The organism is Micromonospora sp. NPDC000121, assembly GCF_042899165.1.
Classification (GTDB): domain Bacteria; phylum Actinomycetota; class Actinomycetes; order Mycobacteriales; family Micromonosporaceae; genus Micromonospora.
This window is the reverse complement of the sequence record NZ_JBIAZP010000004.1, coordinates 471,440-485,756: the sequence shown is the minus strand read 5'-3', so window position 1 is coordinate 485,756 and position 14,317 is coordinate 471,440. Positions and strand designations below refer to the sequence as shown.

Annotated in this window: 13 protein-coding genes; 2 read left to right on the top strand and 11 right to left on the bottom strand. The window is 75.1% G+C overall.

All coding sequences use genetic code 11. From position 1 onward, the window contains the following. Positions 1-23 precede the first annotated feature (23 nt). On the bottom strand, positions 24-1,283 hold the full coding sequence (locus ACFY23_RS15765) for a multidrug effflux MFS transporter (protein ID WP_387036481.1): 1,260 nt from the start codon (positions 1,281-1,283) through the stop codon (positions 24-26). Positions 1,284-1,359: 76 nt separating this feature from the next. On the opposite strand from ACFY23_RS15765, the gene ACFY23_RS15760 reads away from it, so the two are divergent. After that, positions 1,360-1,803 carry a MarR family transcriptional regulator gene (locus tag ACFY23_RS15760; protein WP_350685027.1) on the top strand — a complete coding sequence of 148 codons (444 nt, stop codon included), beginning with the start codon at positions 1,360-1,362 and terminating at the stop codon, positions 1,801-1,803. A 159-nt stretch (positions 1,804-1,962) separates the two neighbouring features. Here ACFY23_RS15760 and ACFY23_RS15755 read toward each other — a convergent pair whose 3' ends face one another. The 9 genes from ACFY23_RS15755 to ACFY23_RS15715 all read right to left on the bottom strand — a co-directional run bounded on the left by ACFY23_RS15755 (position 1,963) and on the right by ACFY23_RS15715 (position 11,832). Beyond that, the gene (locus tag ACFY23_RS15755) at positions 1,963-3,222 is read right to left on the bottom strand and encodes an MFS transporter (protein ID WP_350685026.1); all 1,260 of its coding nucleotides are present in this window, start codon (positions 3,220-3,222) and stop codon (positions 1,963-1,965) included. 145 nt (positions 3,223-3,367) lie between these two features. After that, positions 3,368-4,243 carry a zinc metalloprotease HtpX gene (gene htpX, locus ACFY23_RS15750; protein ID WP_350685025.1) on the bottom strand — a complete coding sequence of 292 codons (876 nt, stop codon included), beginning with the start codon at positions 4,241-4,243 and terminating at the stop codon, positions 3,368-3,370. 226 nt (positions 4,244-4,469) lie between these two features. Beyond that, a complete protein-coding gene (locus ACFY23_RS15745; RefSeq protein ID WP_350685024.1) occupies positions 4,470-6,014 on the bottom strand; it encodes an NADH-quinone oxidoreductase subunit N in 1,545 nt (514 codons plus the stop codon). A 200-nt stretch (positions 6,015-6,214) separates the two neighbouring features. Next, positions 6,215-7,720 carry an NADH-quinone oxidoreductase subunit M gene (locus ACFY23_RS15740; protein WP_350685023.1) on the bottom strand — a complete coding sequence of 502 codons (1,506 nt, stop codon included), beginning with the start codon at positions 7,718-7,720 and terminating at the stop codon, positions 6,215-6,217. Next, entirely contained in the window at positions 7,717-9,654 is a 1,938-nt protein-coding gene (locus ACFY23_RS15735; protein ID WP_350685022.1) for an NADH-quinone oxidoreductase subunit L, read from the bottom strand. Before ACFY23_RS15735 ends, ACFY23_RS15740 begins: the two co-directional genes overlap by 4 nt. After that, a complete protein-coding gene (nuoK, locus tag ACFY23_RS15730) occupies positions 9,651-10,055 on the bottom strand; it encodes an NADH-quinone oxidoreductase subunit NuoK (RefSeq protein ID WP_350685021.1) in 405 nt (134 codons plus the stop codon). Before nuoK ends, ACFY23_RS15735 begins: the two co-directional genes overlap by 4 nt. Next, the gene (locus ACFY23_RS15725) at positions 10,052-10,684 is read right to left on the bottom strand and encodes an NADH-quinone oxidoreductase subunit J (RefSeq protein WP_350685020.1); all 633 of its coding nucleotides are present in this window, start codon (positions 10,682-10,684) and stop codon (positions 10,052-10,054) included. The genes nuoK and ACFY23_RS15725 overlap by 4 nt, the downstream gene beginning before the upstream one ends. Beyond that, the gene (locus ACFY23_RS15720; protein WP_350685019.1) at positions 10,681-11,307 is read right to left on the bottom strand and encodes an NADH-quinone oxidoreductase subunit I; all 627 of its coding nucleotides are present in this window, start codon (positions 11,305-11,307) and stop codon (positions 10,681-10,683) included. Before ACFY23_RS15720 ends, ACFY23_RS15725 begins: the two co-directional genes overlap by 4 nt. A gap of 90 nt (positions 11,308-11,397) precedes the next feature. Continuing rightward, complete coding sequence (locus tag ACFY23_RS15715) at positions 11,398-11,832, bottom strand: ester cyclase (RefSeq protein WP_350685018.1); 435 nt, start codon at positions 11,830-11,832, stop codon at positions 11,398-11,400. A gap of 246 nt (positions 11,833-12,078) precedes the next feature. On the opposite strand from ACFY23_RS15715, the gene ACFY23_RS15710 reads away from it, so the two are divergent. Next, complete coding sequence (locus ACFY23_RS15710; RefSeq protein ID WP_350685031.1) at positions 12,079-13,098, top strand: glutathione S-transferase C-terminal domain-containing protein; 1,020 nt, start codon at positions 12,079-12,081, stop codon at positions 13,096-13,098. A gap of 74 nt (positions 13,099-13,172) precedes the next feature. On the opposite strand, the gene ACFY23_RS15705 is transcribed toward ACFY23_RS15710, so the two are convergent. After that, positions 13,173-14,135: a complex I subunit 1 family protein gene (locus ACFY23_RS15705; RefSeq protein WP_350818982.1), complete on the bottom strand. Its 963-nt coding sequence runs from the start codon at positions 14,133-14,135 to the stop codon at positions 13,173-13,175. Positions 14,136-14,317: the final 182 nt, after the last annotated feature.

Genomic DNA, 14,317 nt, shown 5'->3' with positions numbered 1-14,317 from the left:
AACCGACTCCGAGCGGCGTGCGGTCAGCCCTCGGCCGAGCTCGTCGCCATCGTGAACCGGCGCGGGCGGGCCAGGGTGAGGACGACGGCGAGGGAGGCGGCCGCCGCGCCGGCGATCACCACGGCCATCGGGACGGCGCTGCCCTCCCCGCCCAACCCGACCAGCGGCGCCGCGGCCGCCCCCACCACCGACTGGATCGCGCCCAGCAGGGCGGCGGCGGTGCCGGCGTGGGCGGCGTGCCGGTCCAGGGCGAGCGCGGTGCCGTTCGGCGTCACCATGCCGAGGGATCCGACGAAGACGAACAGGGCCACCGCCACCAGCGGCAGGGCGTCGAGCAGCGCGCCCGCGACCACCCCGGCGGCGGCCAGCACCCCCACCCCGAGCGGCCCGATCAGCAGCCTGCGGGGCTCGAAGCGGTCCAGCAGGCGGGCGTTGGCCTGACCGACGGCGACCAGGGCGAGCGCGTTGACGCCGAAGATCAGGCTGAACGTGCCGGCCGAGACGCCGAAGACGTCCTGGAAGACGAAGGACGATCCGGAGATGTAGGCGAACAGCCCGGCGAAGGCGAGGCCCTGCGCCAGCGCGTACCCCAGGAAGATCCGGTCGGTGAAGAGCGAGCGGCCGGCGGCGGCCGTGGCGGCGAGGCCGCCGGTGCTGCGCCGCGACGCGGGCAGCGTCTCCGGCAGCCGCCACGCGACGGCGGCGGCGAGCAGCGCGCCGATCACCGCGAGGGCGACGAAGACGGTACGCCAGGAGCCGAAGCGCAGCACCAGGCTGCCGAAGGCCGGCGCGGCCATCGGGGCGACGCCGAAGACCAGGGTGAGCCGGGAGAAGTACTTCGCGGCGTCCCGGCCGGCGTAGAGATCGCGGACGACGGCGCGCGCGACGACCACGCCCATGCCGCCGGCGAAGCCCTGCGCGAACCGCGCCGCGGCCAGGGCCTCGGGCGACGGGGCGGCCGCACAGAGCAGCGACAGCAGGGTGTACGCGCCGACGCCCACGAGCACCGGCCGGCGCCGGCCCCAGCGGTCGCTGAGCGGGCCGGTGACGAGTTGGCCGAGCGCCATGCCGATCAGGCAGGTGGTGAGGGAGAGCTGGATCTGCGCCTGGCTGGCGGACAGGTCGCGGGCCATCGCCGGGAACGCCGGCAGGTAGGTGTCCAGGGAGAGCGGCCCGAACGCGGTGATCGTGCCGAGCAGCACCAGCAGCACCGCGGCGGCCCGTACCGTCGGCGCGGCGACGCGCTCGTCCGGGCGTACGGGCGGCGCGGTGGCGTGCGGCATGGCGATCCCCTCGTGGCGGCTGGCCCGCATACGATAGCTCTGCCTACAGAGTTGTTGAAGCGGGGAGAGTGCCCTTGTGACGGAAGAGACGGTCGACCAGCTCGGCGGAGCCCTCGGCGACCTGCACCGGGTGCTGCGCCGGGCGGCCATCCAGCGGGCCGGTCGCGTCACGCTGCCGGACGCGCAGGTGGAGGTGCTGCGGTTGGTGCAGCGGCAGCCGGGGGTCGGCGTCCGCGAGGCCGCCGAGCGGCTGGGCACGGCAGCCAACACGGTCAGCACGCTGGTCGGCGAGCTGACCTCCGCCGGGCTGCTGCGCCGGGACCGGGACCCGGTCGACCGGCGGACCGTCCGCCTGGAGTTGACCGACGCGGCCCGGGAGCGGATGGCCGCGTACGGGCGGCACCGGCGGGACCTGCTCGGCGCCGCGCTGGCGGACCTGGACGACGCCGACCGCAAGGCGCTGCTCGCCGCCGCGCCGGCGCTGCGTCGCCTCGCCGACCGGATGACGCGACAGCGCTGACCCCTGCCGGCAACCGGGCACCGCCAGCAACCGGAGCGGCCGGCGGCCGGGGCAGCCGGAGACCGGGGCGAGCGGCGACCGGGAGCAGCGGGCGACCGGGGCACCCCAGTGGCCGGGGCACCCCAGCAACCCGTGGCGGCCGGCGGCCGGCGGTGCGGGTCAGGCGGGCACGAGTTCCTCGGCGCGTACCGCGGTGGCCTCCGCGCGGGCGATGGGCCCGGTGGGCAGGGCCGCGATCCCGGCCCCGACGGCGACCGCCGCCCCGGCGAAGAGGAACGCCCACGGCACCCCGCCGGCGTGGTCGACGATCAGGCCGGCCACCGCGCCGCCGGCGGCGCTGGCGCCCACCGACATGGTCACCACCCAGGTGTACGCCTCGTTCAGCATGCTGGTCGGCGAGATCCGGCCGACCAGGGTGTTCTCCAGGGTGAGCGCGGGCGCGATCGTGGCGCCGCCGATCACCAGGGCGACGCCCAGCGCCGCCGGGGTGGGCATCACCGCGAAGACGGCGAAGCTGCCGGCCACCGCGGCGAGCAGCAGCGCGAACTGCCGGGTCATGTTCCGGGCCGGCTTGCGGACGCCGAACCAGAACCCGCCCACCGCGCTGCCGACGCCCCAGACGGCCAGCAGCACGCCGGCGAGGCTGTCCGGATCGTCGGAGGTGTAGGCGGTCGCGAACGCGGGCACGGTCACGCCGGCCGCGCCGAAGGCGATGCCGAGGCTGGCCACGCAGAGCAGCAGCGCCGGGAACCCGGGGACGCGCAGCGGCCCGAGCCCCCTGGTGTGGTGCTCGTGCGGGTGCGGCCGCCAGCCCCGCATCACCCGGCCAAGCGCCACCGCGGTGGTGCCGACGAGGGTCACCACGGCCGAACCGACCAGGGCGGCCCCGGCGTCGGCGACCAGGATGAAGCCGGCGACCAGCAGCGGGCCGAGCACGAAGACGATCTCGAAGAGGGTGGTCTCGGCGGCGAGCGCGGTGTTGCGCAGGTGCCGCCGGCCCGACGCGGGCGAGGTGAGGTCGTTCCAGGCGCCCCGGATCGCGGCGGTCAGCGGCGGGTACGTCGCCCCGGCCACGCCAGCGGCCACGAAGACCAGCGCCAGGTTGCCGACGTCGGCGCGGGCGGACCAGAGCAGGCCGATCAGGGCGAGCGGATGGGCGACCGCCGTGCCGAGCAGCACGGGGCTGGGGCCGATCCGGTCGGCGATCCGGCCGGCCACGGGGCTGAGGGCGGCGCCCGCCAGGGCGTAGATGCCCCCGGCGACGGCGGCCAGCGAGTAGCGCCCGGTGACCTGCTCGACGACCAGCAGCAGCGCCAGCGGCGTCATCCCGATCCCGAGCCGGCCGATGATGCCGGTGACCAGCAGCATCGGTGCCCCGGGGATCCGCCAGACGCCCAGGTACTGGCGCAGTGCGGCCACGGTCGACCTCCAAGGGAGTGTAATGAGCGGAAACCCCCTCCGACCCTAACGCCGGCCGGCCTGGGAACGGAACGGTTAACGCGCTCACACAGCGCTCCGCCCGTGCCCGGCAGCGCCGGACACGGGCGGAGAGGTGATCAACGCCTCAGCGCTGGAACTGCACCGGACCGCCGCTCGCGGCCATCTGCTCCAGGCGTGCGACCCGCTCCTCCATCCGCGGGTGGGTGGAGAAGAGCGCGGCCACGCCGCCGCCCCGGAACGGGTTGTCGATCATCAGGTGGGCGGTGCTGGTGAGCTGCCCCTGAGCCGGCAGCGGCCGACGCTGGGTGCCCATGTGGATCTTCCGCAGGGCGCTGGCCAGGGCCAGCGGGTCCCGGGTCAGCCTGGCGCCGGAGGCGTCCGCCTGGAACTCCCGGCTGCGGCTGATCGCGAGCTGGATGACGGTGGCCGCGATCGGGCCCAGGACGATGGTGAGCAGCAGCACGATCGGGTTCGGGGAGTCCTCGTCGTCGCCACCGCCCAGCGGGATGAACCAGGCGATGTTCGCCAGCATGGTGATGATGCCGGCCAGGCCGGCCGCCACGCTGGAGATGAGGATGTCCCGGTTGTAGACGTGCGACAGCTCGTGCCCGATCACCCCGCGCAGCTCGCGGTAGTCGAGGATCTCGGTGATCCCCTGGGTCACGCAGACGGCCGCGTGCTGCGGGTTCCGCCCGGTGGCGAACGCGTTGGGCTGGGACGTCGGGCTCACGTAGAGGCGCGGCATCGGCTGCCCGGCCTCGGTGGCCAGCTCGCGGACCATCCGGTACAGCTCGGGGAACTGCGCCTCGCTGACCGGTTGCGCCCGCATCGAGCGCAGCGCGAGCTTGTCGGAGTAGAAATAGGTGACGCCGTTCATCGCCAGCGAGACGACGACGGCGATGACCAGTCCGCCACTGCCGCCGAACCAGTAGCCCACCGCCAGGATCAGCGAGGTGAGCAGCCCGAGCAACGCGGCGGTCTTCAGACGGTTGTGGTGCACGATCACTCCTTCGGTGCGCGGATCACGCGGGATCCGCTGACCGGTTCAACAACCCGGTACCCGTCAACCATCCGTCTCATGGCTGTGAGTTGCCTGGGATGTCCGGAGTGCCCGACACGCATGCCTCCGGCCGCGGCGGGAACCCCCCGCCCGAGGGCCGCGTGCCGCCCGCGTGGCGCCTGAGCGTCGCGTGCCGCCCGGGCCGCGTGGCGCCCGACCTCGCCGCTCAGCGGGCGGCGAGGTCGAGCACGAGTTGCGGGGCGAAGCCGATCACCACGGCCACCACGGTCGCCAGGACCAGCGCCCCGCCGACCGTCCCGGCCCGCACGACGGCGGGAGCCGGGGCACCGCCCGGCGTGGCGTCTCCGCCGGCCGGGGCGCTCGGACCGGCGGCCGGGGCGGGCGAGGCGGTCGGGGCAGCGGTCGGGGCGGCCCAGAGAGCGGCGGCGAGGCGCAGGTAGTAGGCGAGGCCGAGCACCGCGTTCACGGCCACCACCAGGGCCAGCCAGCCCGCGCCGCCGTCCAGCAGCGAACGGACCACGGTCACCTTGGCGAAGAGACCGGCGAGGCCCGGCGGCAGACCGGCGAGCCCGATCAGCGCCAACCCGAGCGCCGCCGCCCGCCACGGGTGCCGCCGGCCCGCGCCGCGCAGGTCGTCGACGGTGCCACCGTCCGCACCCGCCGGGCGCAGCGCCACCACGGCCGCGAAGGCCGCCAGTTCCAGCACCACGAAGAAGACGGCGTACGCGACGGCGGCCGCGTAAGCGGCGGCGCGGGCATCGGCGGTACGCCCGGCAGCCAGCGCCAACGCGCCCAGCGGGGCGAGGATGTAGCCGGCCTGGGCCACCGACGACCAGGCGAGCAGCCGGACCGTACGCCGCTGGCGCAACGCCACCAGGTTGCCCACGGTCATCGTCAGCACCGCGAGCAGGGCGAGCACCGGGCCGGTCACGTCGGCCGGCAGCGCGTACTGCACGACGGCGAGCAGGGCCACCACGCCGCCCAGCTTCGAGGCGGTGGAGAGGTACGCCGCCACCGGAAGCGGCGCGCCGTCGTAGGTGGCCGGCGCCCAGGCGTGGAAGGGCACCGCCGCCACCTTGAACGCCAACCCCAGCACGATCAGCGCCACGGCGGCGGTGGTCAACGGCAGGTCGAGCACGTCCGGCCGCTCGGTCAGGATGGCGCCGAGCCGGCCCAGGTGCAGCCCGCCCGTGGCCGCGTAGAGCAGCGCCGCCCCCAGCAGGGTCAGCGTGGTGGCGACCACGCTGACCACGAAGAAGGTGACCGCCGCCTCGGCGCTGGCCAGGCTGCCCCGGCGCAACCCGACGAGGACGTAGAGCGGCAGGGTGAGCGTCTCCAGCGCCACGATCAGGGTGATCAGGTCGCCGGCCGCGCCGAGCACCACGCCGCCCGTCATCGAGCAGGCGAGCAGGAAGCAGTACTCCCCCGTCGGCGACTGCCCCGCCCGCAGCAGCGGCCCGGACAGCGCGAGCACTCCCAGGGTGAGCAGGGCGACGACCCCGGCGACGAGGGCGGCCCGGCCGCCGAAGACGTACGAGCAGTCGGGGCCGACGCAGAACGTCCGCCGCTCGTCCCCGGCACCGACCACGGCCGCGCCGACCGCCGTGGCGACCGCGCCGACGGCAGCCGTCGCCAGCGTGACCCGGGAGCGGGCGAACAGCAGGTCGGCGAGCAGCACCAGCACGGCCGTCCCGGCGGCCAGGTACGCCGGGAGCAGCGCGACGTTGTCGACGCTCTGCACCACGCTCATGCCGGCACTCCGCTTCGCTGCGTGCCGTCATGAGGCACCAGAACGCTGAGCCCGATGATTCGCTCGCTCCGCTCGCTCATGCCGGCACTCCGCTTCGCTGCGTGCCGTCATGAGGCACCAGAACGCTGAGCCCGATGATTCGCTCGCTCCGCTCGCTCATGCCGCCACCTCGCCGCGTCCGTTCCGCCGGCCGGGCTCGCTCATCGCAGCACCTCCACCAGGGCGTCCACCGGGGCCTCGGCGAGGCCGAGCACCAGGGTCGGGGCCAGACCGACCGCGAGCGCCAGCAGCACCAGCGGCGCCCACGCGGCCAGTTCCGCGCCGGCCAGGCCCGGGGTCAGCCGCCCGACCGCCGCGCTGGGCCGCCCGTGCGTGACCTGCCGCAGCAGCCGCAGGAAGTACGCCGCGGTGAGCGCCCCGCCGATCGCGGCCAGCACGCCCAGCGTGGTCCAGAGCGCCCCGCCGACCTCGACGGCGGCCACCACCGCGAACGCCTCGCCCCAGAAGCCGGCGAGCCCGGGCAGGCCGAGCGAGGCGACGGCGGCGAAGCCGAGCAGCCCGGCGAGCCGGGGCGAGGTCTCGCGCAGCCCGGACAGCTCGGCGAGCGCCCCGGTGTGCGTACGGTCCTTGACCGCGCCGGCAAGGAAGAACAGCAGGCCGGTGATCACCCCGTGCGCGATGTTGCCGATCAGGGCCGCCTGGATGCCGGTGGTGGTGAGCGTGGCGACCCCGAGCAGCACGAAGCCCATGTGCCCCACGCTGGAGTACGCGATCAGCCGCTTCAGCTCGCGCTGCGCGAGGCAGACCAGCGATCCGACCAGGATCGCCGCGACCGCGAGCACGCCGAGCACCGGAGCGGCCCAGCGGGCGCCCTCCGGCGCCACCGGCACCGCGATCCGGATCAGCCCGTACGTGCCGATCTTGAGCAGCACCCCGGCGAGGACGACGCTGCCGACGGTGGGCGCCTGGGTGTGCGCGTCGGGCAGCCAGGAGTGCAGCGGCCAGAGCGGGCTCTTCACCGCGAACGCCAGCGCCAGCAGGGTGAACGCGGCGAGCTGGGTGCCCCGGGACAGCCCGGACCCGCCGGTGAGCGCCACGATGTCGGCGGTGCCGGCGGCGGCCACCACCGTGTAGACGCCGACCAGCAGCAGCACCGAGCCGAGGAGCGTGTAGAGGGCGAACTTGCGGGCCGCCCGCCGCCGGTCCACGCCGCCCCAGCCGGCGATGATCGCGTACATCGGCAGGAGGACGACCTCGAAGAACACGAAGAACAGCACGAGGTCGAGGGCGAGGAAGGTGCCGAGGATGCCGACCTCGACGACCAGCAGCAGCGCCACCAGCGCCCGCCCGCTGCCGCCCTCGGGCACCCGCCACAGGGTGTAGGCGCAGCAGAGCAGGGTGAGCAGGGCCGTCAGCACGACCAGTGGCCAGGAGATGCCGTCCACCCCGAGGTGGAAGCGCAGGTCCAGCCCGGGCACCCAGGGCAGGTCGACCTGATGCCAGGGGCGTACCGCGGGGGTGCCGGACGTGTAGGTGGACCACGTCCGGTCGCCGAGGAAGAGCAGCGCGGTGGCCACCAGGGTCAGCCCGGCGACGACCGTGCCGAGCGCCCGGGCCGCCCGGTCCCGGGGCGTCGCGGCCACCGCGAGCGCGCCCAGCGCCGGCAGCGCCAGCACCGCGACCAGCAGAAACTCCCCGAAGCTCATGCGGTCACTCCGATCAGGGCGGCGGCCAGGCCGATCAGCAGCGCGCCGGCGAGGACGCCGGCGGCCGCGCGCGGCAGCGCCGCCCGGTGCAGCGCCGCCAGCCCGCCGCCGAGGCCGAGCGCGGCCCGGCCGCTGCCCTCGACCACGCCGTCCACCACCACCTCGTCGGCCGTACGCGTCGCCCGGGCCAACGCGGTCGTCGGGCGTACGACCAGGGCACGCTGGACGTCGTCGAGCCGGAACGCGGCGGCGAACACCGGCCGGAGCGGACCCAGCGCGGCCGCCGGGTCGGCGGCCGGGTCCCGCCGCCAGCGCAGCCAGGCCAGCCCCGCCCCGACGGCCAGCAGCGCCAGCGGCAGCAGCAGTTCCGGGCCGACGTGGATCAGGGCGTGCTCCCCGGCCGGCGCGCCGGCGGTGGGCGTGAGCAGCAGCCGGCGGGCGAAGGCCCAGCCGAAACCGGCGAGGCCGAGCAGCGCGGCCGGCACGGCGAGCAGCAGCACCGGCCAGCGCATCACGGCGGGCGGGTCGTGCGGGTGGGCCAGCGGGATCCGCGTCTCGCCGAAGAAGGTGCGCAGCAGCAGGCGGGTGGCGTACCAGGCGGTGACCGCGACGCCGACCAGCCCGGCGAGCCAGACCAGCCAGCCCACCCAGGACGGGGCCGGGCCCGCGCCGTGCAGGGCGGCCTCCTGGGCGGCGGCGAGCACGCCGTCCTTGCTCCAGAAGCCCGACAGCGGCGGCAGCCCGGCCAGGGCGCCCAGGCCGACCACGGTGCACCAGAAGGTGACCGGCATGGCGCGCCGCAGCCCACCCATCCGGGACATCAGCGTGGTGCCGACCGCGTGGATCACCGCGCCGGCGGCGAGGAAGAGCAGCGCCTTGAACGCGGCGTGCGTGAGCAGGTGGAACAGCGCGGCGGGAGTCGAGCCGACCGCCAGCGCGCCGGTCATGTAGCCGATCTGGGAGACCGTCGACCAGGCCAGCACCCGCTTGAGGTCGTCCTGCGCGGTGGCGGCGAGCGCGCCGAGCAGCAGGGTGACCGAGGCCATGACGCCCAGCACGGCCAGCGCGACCGGGGCCGCCTCGAACAGCGGGTAGAGGCGGGTCACCGCGTACACGCCGGCGGCGACCATGGTGGCGGCGTGGATCAGCGCCGAGATCGGCGTCGGGCCGGCCATCGCGTCCGGCAGCCAGGTGTGCAGCGGGAACTGGGCGCTCTTGCCGGCCACCCCGGCGAGCAGCAGCAGGCAGGCGGCGGTCAGCGTGCCGGTGCCGTGGTCGTGGGCGAGCACGTCGGCGATCCGGAAGCTGCCGGCCGACACGCCCAGCAGCGCGATGCCGAGCAGGAAGCCGACGTCGCCGACGCGGGTCACCAGGAACGCCTTCATCGCGGCGGCCGGCGCCTCGGGCAGCCGGCGGTCGTGGGCGATGAGCAGGTAGGAGCAGATGCCCATCACCTCCCAGCCGACCAGCAGCAGGATCAGGTCACCGGCGACCACCACCAGCAGCATGGCGGCGGTGAAGAGGCTGATCTGCGCCGCGTACGGCGGGTAGCGGTGGTCGGCGTCGACGTCGTCGTGCGGGCCCCGGCGCAGGTAGCCGATCGAGTAGACCTGCACGGCCAGGGCCACCGCGGCGACCGCGACGGCCACCAGCGCGGCGGCCGGGTCGAGCCGGACCCCGAGGGTCACGGTCAGCCCGCCCAGGTCGACCCAGGTGGTGGACGCCTCCTCCGGCCGGTCGAGGGTGACCAGCAGGGCGACGGCGAGCGCCAGCGCACCGGCCGCACCCGCCACGCCGAGCGCGATCGCCGCCCGGCGGGCCCTGTCGCCACCGGTCCCGGCGTCGCGCGGCGAGGGCGGCAGCAGCAGGCCGAGCAGACCCGCGACCAGCGGTACGGCCGGCAGCAGCGCGCCGAGCGTCGTGGTCGTGCTCACCGTTCCCCCTCCGGACGGTCGGCGGACCCGGGCCGGGCGTCGGTCCCGGCGGCCACCCCGGCCACGGCCGGCCCGGTTGGGCGTTCGGCCGGCGGACGCTCGGTCAGCGGGACCTCGTCGACGGCGACGCTGGCCCGGAGCCGGTAGAGCTGGAGCACGATCGCCAGGCCGACCCCGATCTCGGCGGCGGCCAGCACGATCACGAAGAGCGCGAAGACCTGCCCGCCGTGCGGCAACTGCGCCCGCACGGTGGTGTCGGCGGTGACCAGGATCAGGTTGACCGCGTTGAGCATCAGCTCGACGGCCATCAGCACCAGCACCGCGTTGCGCCGGCGCAGCACGCCGTAGACGCCGAGGCCGAACAGCAGCGCGGCGGTGACGTACGGGATGACCGGCCTCACCGCGACCGCCCGCCGTCGCCGCCCGGACCGCTCCCGGTGGTCGCCGTCCCCGGCTGCCCGCCACCGGCGGCTCGGGTCGTCGCCGTGCCCGGCCGCCCGCCAGGCCGGACGGTGCCCGGCCCGTCGGCCTTCGGCCGGCCGATGTCGGGGCGGGACAGCACGATCGCGCCGACCAGGGCCGCCAGCAGCAGCACCGAGAGCACCTCGAACGGGAGCACCCAGCTCCGGAAGATCTGGTCGCCCAGGCGTTCGGCGGTGCCCGCGTCGGGCAGGTCCACGGCCGTCCAGCGGTAGGCGTCGACCAGCAGGGCCGACAGGCCCAGCCCGGTGCCGCCGCCGATCAGCGCCGCGGGCCAACCGGGCCGGTCCAGGTCGTCGGAGGCGCCGATCGGGGCGCGGGTGAGCATCACCGCGAACAACAGCAGCACCACCACCGCGCCGACGTAGATCAACACCTGCACCCAGGCCACCAGCTCGGCGGTGAGCACCAGGTACATCCCGGCCAGCGCGCCGAGGCAGACCACCAGGTAGAGGCCGGCCCGCACCAGGTGCCGGGTGGCCACCACCAGCACCCCCGAACCGACCGCCACCGCACCGAGGGCGAGCAGCAGCACGTCCGCACCGGTCATGCGTCGGCCCCGGGCTCGGGGCGTACGGGCGGGGCGGCGGGACGGGCGGCGGGGGCCGCCGGGACCGCGGCCTTGCGCGCGGCGGTGGTCTCCTCCTTGGCCGGCTCGCCGTTCGGGTCGTGCGCGGGCGGCGGCGGCACGGTGCCCATCCACTGCCCGAGGTGGTCCTTGTCGTGCAGCAGGTCCTTGATGTCGTACTCGGCGTACTCGAACTCGGGCGACCAGTAGAGCGCGTCGAAGGGGCAGACCTCCACGCAGATGCCGCAGTACATGCAGAGCGAGAAGTCGATGTCGAACCGGTCGAGCACGTTGCGCTGGCGGGGGCGGGCGGCGCCGGGCACCGCCACCTCCTCCTTGTGAGAGTCGATGTAGATGCACCAGTCCGGGCACTCCCGCGCGCAGAGCATGCAGACCGTGCAGTTCTCCTCCAGCAGCGCGATCACCCCGCGCGAGCGGGGCGGCAGCTCGGGGGCGACGTCCGGGTACTGCTGGGTGGTCGAGCGGCGGGTCATCGTCTTCAGCGTGACCGCGAGCCCCTTGACCAGGCCCGCGCCCGGCAGGCCACGATCTGGGCCGGCGCCGCCCGGCTCGCTGCGCTCGCTGCGGTCGGTCATGCCGACCATCCTGCCCTGTGGCCCCCGCGCGCGCGACCACCACCCGGGGTTGACCGGCGTACCGCCACCCGTCGCGCTACGACTCGCCGCCCAGCCGGATCACGCCCCGATTCCGCCGACGCCGCCGGGCGCGGGCGGGAGCATCTCGACGCCGAGCTGCTGGAGGAGCTGGAACAGCTCGTTGCAGCTCCACACGTCGACGATCCGGCCGGCGTCGTCGAAGCGCAGGAAAGTCGCCCCCGAGTAGCTGACCACCTGTCCGGTCGGCGGCACCGGCCCGAACCGGCCGACCTGGGTGCCGGCCGCCCGCCAGCGCACCGCCACCCGGTTCCCGGCGGCCACCACGTCCACGATCTTGTAGCGCAGGTCGGGGAAGGCGGCACGGCGTTCCCGGTGCCACGCCAGCGTCGCCTCCGGGCCGGCACCGCCCAGCCCCGGGCACCCCGGCGCGACCAGCTCGTACGCGGACTCCTCCCGTGCGGCGTTCCACACGTCGGCGACGAAGCGCCGGGCCGTCGCCTCCACATCGGTCATCGCGGCAGCGTAACCGCCGGCCGCGCGGCCCGACCCGGACGCCGGCCGGCCAGAGCCCGGCGGACGGCGGAGGGTTGCCGCTTGACAGGCCGGCGGGCGGCCGAGGGTTTGCGCTCGGTACGCCGACGGGCGGCGGAACCGCCATGATGGGACGAGCGACAGGCGACGGCGGAAGGGGCGGGCGTGGGCGACACCACCGCAGGCGGCAGCGTTGGTGGCGGGGCGACCGGCGGCGACGAGGTGTTGATGCGGACCGGCGGCAGGTACGTCGAGCCGGGCGGCGAGTTCACCCGGGACCAGCGGTACATCGCCACCCGGATCACCGCCGACGGCCGGGACGGCTGGCCGGCGCAGCCCGGCCGGTACCGGCTGGCCGTCAGCCGCGCCTGCCCGTGGGCGAACCGGCTGATCATCGTCCGGCGGCTGCTCGGCCTGGAGGACGCGATCTCGATGGCGGTGGCCGGCCCGACCCACGACAAGCGGAGCTGGACGTTCGACCTGGACCCGGGCGGACGCGACCCGGTGCTCGGCATCGAGCGGCTGGCCGAGGCGTACTTCGCGCGGTTCCCCGGCTACGAGCGGGGCATCACCGTGCCGGCGATCGTGGACGTGCCGACCGGGCAGGTGGTCACCAACGACTTCGGCCAGATGAGCCTCGACCTGTCCACCGAGTGGACGGCGTACCACCGAACGGGCGCGCCCGACCTCTACCCGGAGCGGCTGCGGGACGAGATCGACGAGATGAGCGCGATCCTGTTCCGGGACGTCAACAACGGCGTCTACCGGTGCGGCTTCGCCGGTGACCAGGGGGCGTACGAGAAGGCGTACCACCGGCTCTTCGACCGGCTGGACTGGCTGAGCGACCGGCTGGCCGGGCAGCGCTACCTGGTCGGCGACACCATCACCGAGGCCGACATCCGGCTGTTCACCACGCTGACCCGCTTCGACCCGGTCTACCACGGCCACTTCAAGTGCAACCGCAGCAAGCTGACGGAGATGCCGGTGCTCTGGGCGTACGCCCGGGACCTGTTCCAGACCCCCGGCTTCGGCGACACGGTCGACTTCGACCACATCAAGCGGCACTACTACGAGGTGCACCGCGACATCAACCCGACCGGCGTGGTGCCGCTCGGCCCTGACCTGGCGAACTGGCTCACCCCGCACGGCCGGGAGGCCCTCGGCGGACACCCCTTCGGCGACGGCACCCCGCCCCCGCCGCCCCCGCCGGCGGAGCGGGTCGACCCCAACCACACCCCCCTGCGCTGAGCCGGCACCCGGCCCGCCCAAGGTGTAAGAAAGGGGCCCTTCCTATACCGGATACGTTAGGAAGGTGCCCTTCCTTACAGCGCGACGCGGACGGCGGCGGTGAGGACGAGCTGGCCCAGGGAGACGGGGACCAGGACCAGCCAGCAGAGGCGCTGGAGCTGGTCCTCGCGCAGACGGGGGTAGGACACCCGGAGCCAGATGATCACGAAGGAGACGGCGAAGACCTTCAGCAGGGTCCACAGCCAACCGAGTTGCGCGTCGGCGAAGGGCCCCTGCCAGCCGCCGAGGAAGAGCACGGTGGTGAGCGCCGCGATCACCACGATGCCGACGTACTCGGCGAGCAGGAAGAAGGCGAACCGCAGGCCCGTGTACTCCGTCATGTAGCCGAAGACCAGCTCCGAGTCGGCGACCGGCATGTCGAACGGCGGGCGGCGGATCTCGGCGAGCCCGGCGAGGAAGAAGACGACCATGGCGGGGGCCTGCCAGAGCAGCCACCAGGGCTGCCACGCCTCGACGATGCCGGAGAGGCTCAGCGTGCCGGCGGCCATCGCCACCGACGCGGCGGCCAGCACCAGCGGCAGTTCGTAGCCGAGCAGCTGGGCCGCCCCCCGCAGCCCGCCGAGCAGGCTGTACTTGTTGGCCGACGCCCACGCCGACATCAGCACCGCCAGCACGCCCACCCCGACGACGGCCAGCACGAAGAACAGGCCGATGTCCAGCGGCTGCCCGACCAGGTCGTCCGGGCCGAGGGGGATCACCAGCAGGACCAGCAGGTAGGGCACGAGCGCGACCGCCGGGGCGAGCCGGAAGACCGCCCGGTCCGCCTCCCGGGGCGTGACGTCCTCCTTCTGCACGAACTTCACGCCGTCGGCGACGAGCTGGGCCCAGCCGTGGAAGCCGCCCGCGTACATCGGGCCGAGCCGGCCCTGCATGTGCGCCATCACCTTGTGCTCGGCCTGGCCGACCAGCAGCGGCAGGGTCAGGAAGGCGACGAGCACGCCGCCCACCCGGATCACCAGCTCCAACCACAGCGGCATCAGGGCGTACCTCCGTCGTCGGCCCGCTCGGTCGCGGCCGGCCCCTGCTCGGACGGCCGGTCGGCCGGCGGTCCGGAGCGGGCGGCCCCCGCGCCGCGACCGCCGGGCGCGCCGGGCAGCGGACCGGCGTCGGTCGGGGCGGCAGCCCCCGGACCGTCGGCGGCGGTCGGGTCGGTCGGCGC

Excerpts from the sequence above, each read along its gene's own strand:
- ACFY23_RS15765 (WP_387036481.1), bottom strand. The coding sequence starts at position 1,283 with ATGCCGCACGCCACCGCGCCGCCCGTACGCCCGGACGAGCGCGTCGCC.
- ACFY23_RS15745 (WP_350685024.1), bottom strand. The coding sequence starts at position 6,014 with ATGAGCGTGGTGCAGAGCGTCGACAACGTCGCGCTGCTCCCGGCGTAC.
- ACFY23_RS15740 (WP_350685023.1), bottom strand. The coding sequence starts at position 7,720 with ATGAGCTTCGGGGAGTTTCTGCTGGTCGCGGTGCTGGCGCTGCCGGCG.
- ACFY23_RS15725 (WP_350685020.1), bottom strand. The coding sequence starts at position 10,684 with ATGACCGGTGCGGACGTGCTGCTGCTCGCCCTCGGTGCGGTGGCGGTC.
- ACFY23_RS15720 (WP_350685019.1), bottom strand. The coding sequence starts at position 11,307 with ATGGTCGGCATGACCGACCGCAGCGAGCGCAGCGAGCCGGGCGGCGCC.
- ACFY23_RS15715 (WP_350685018.1), bottom strand. The coding sequence starts at position 11,832 with ATGACCGATGTGGAGGCGACGGCCCGGCGCTTCGTCGCCGACGTGTGG.
- ACFY23_RS15710 (WP_350685031.1), top strand. The coding sequence starts at position 12,079 with ATGCGGACCGGCGGCAGGTACGTCGAGCCGGGCGGCGAGTTCACCCGG.
- ACFY23_RS15705 (WP_350818982.1), bottom strand. The coding sequence starts at position 14,135 with ATGCCGCTGTGGTTGGAGCTGGTGATCCGGGTGGGCGGCGTGCTCGTC.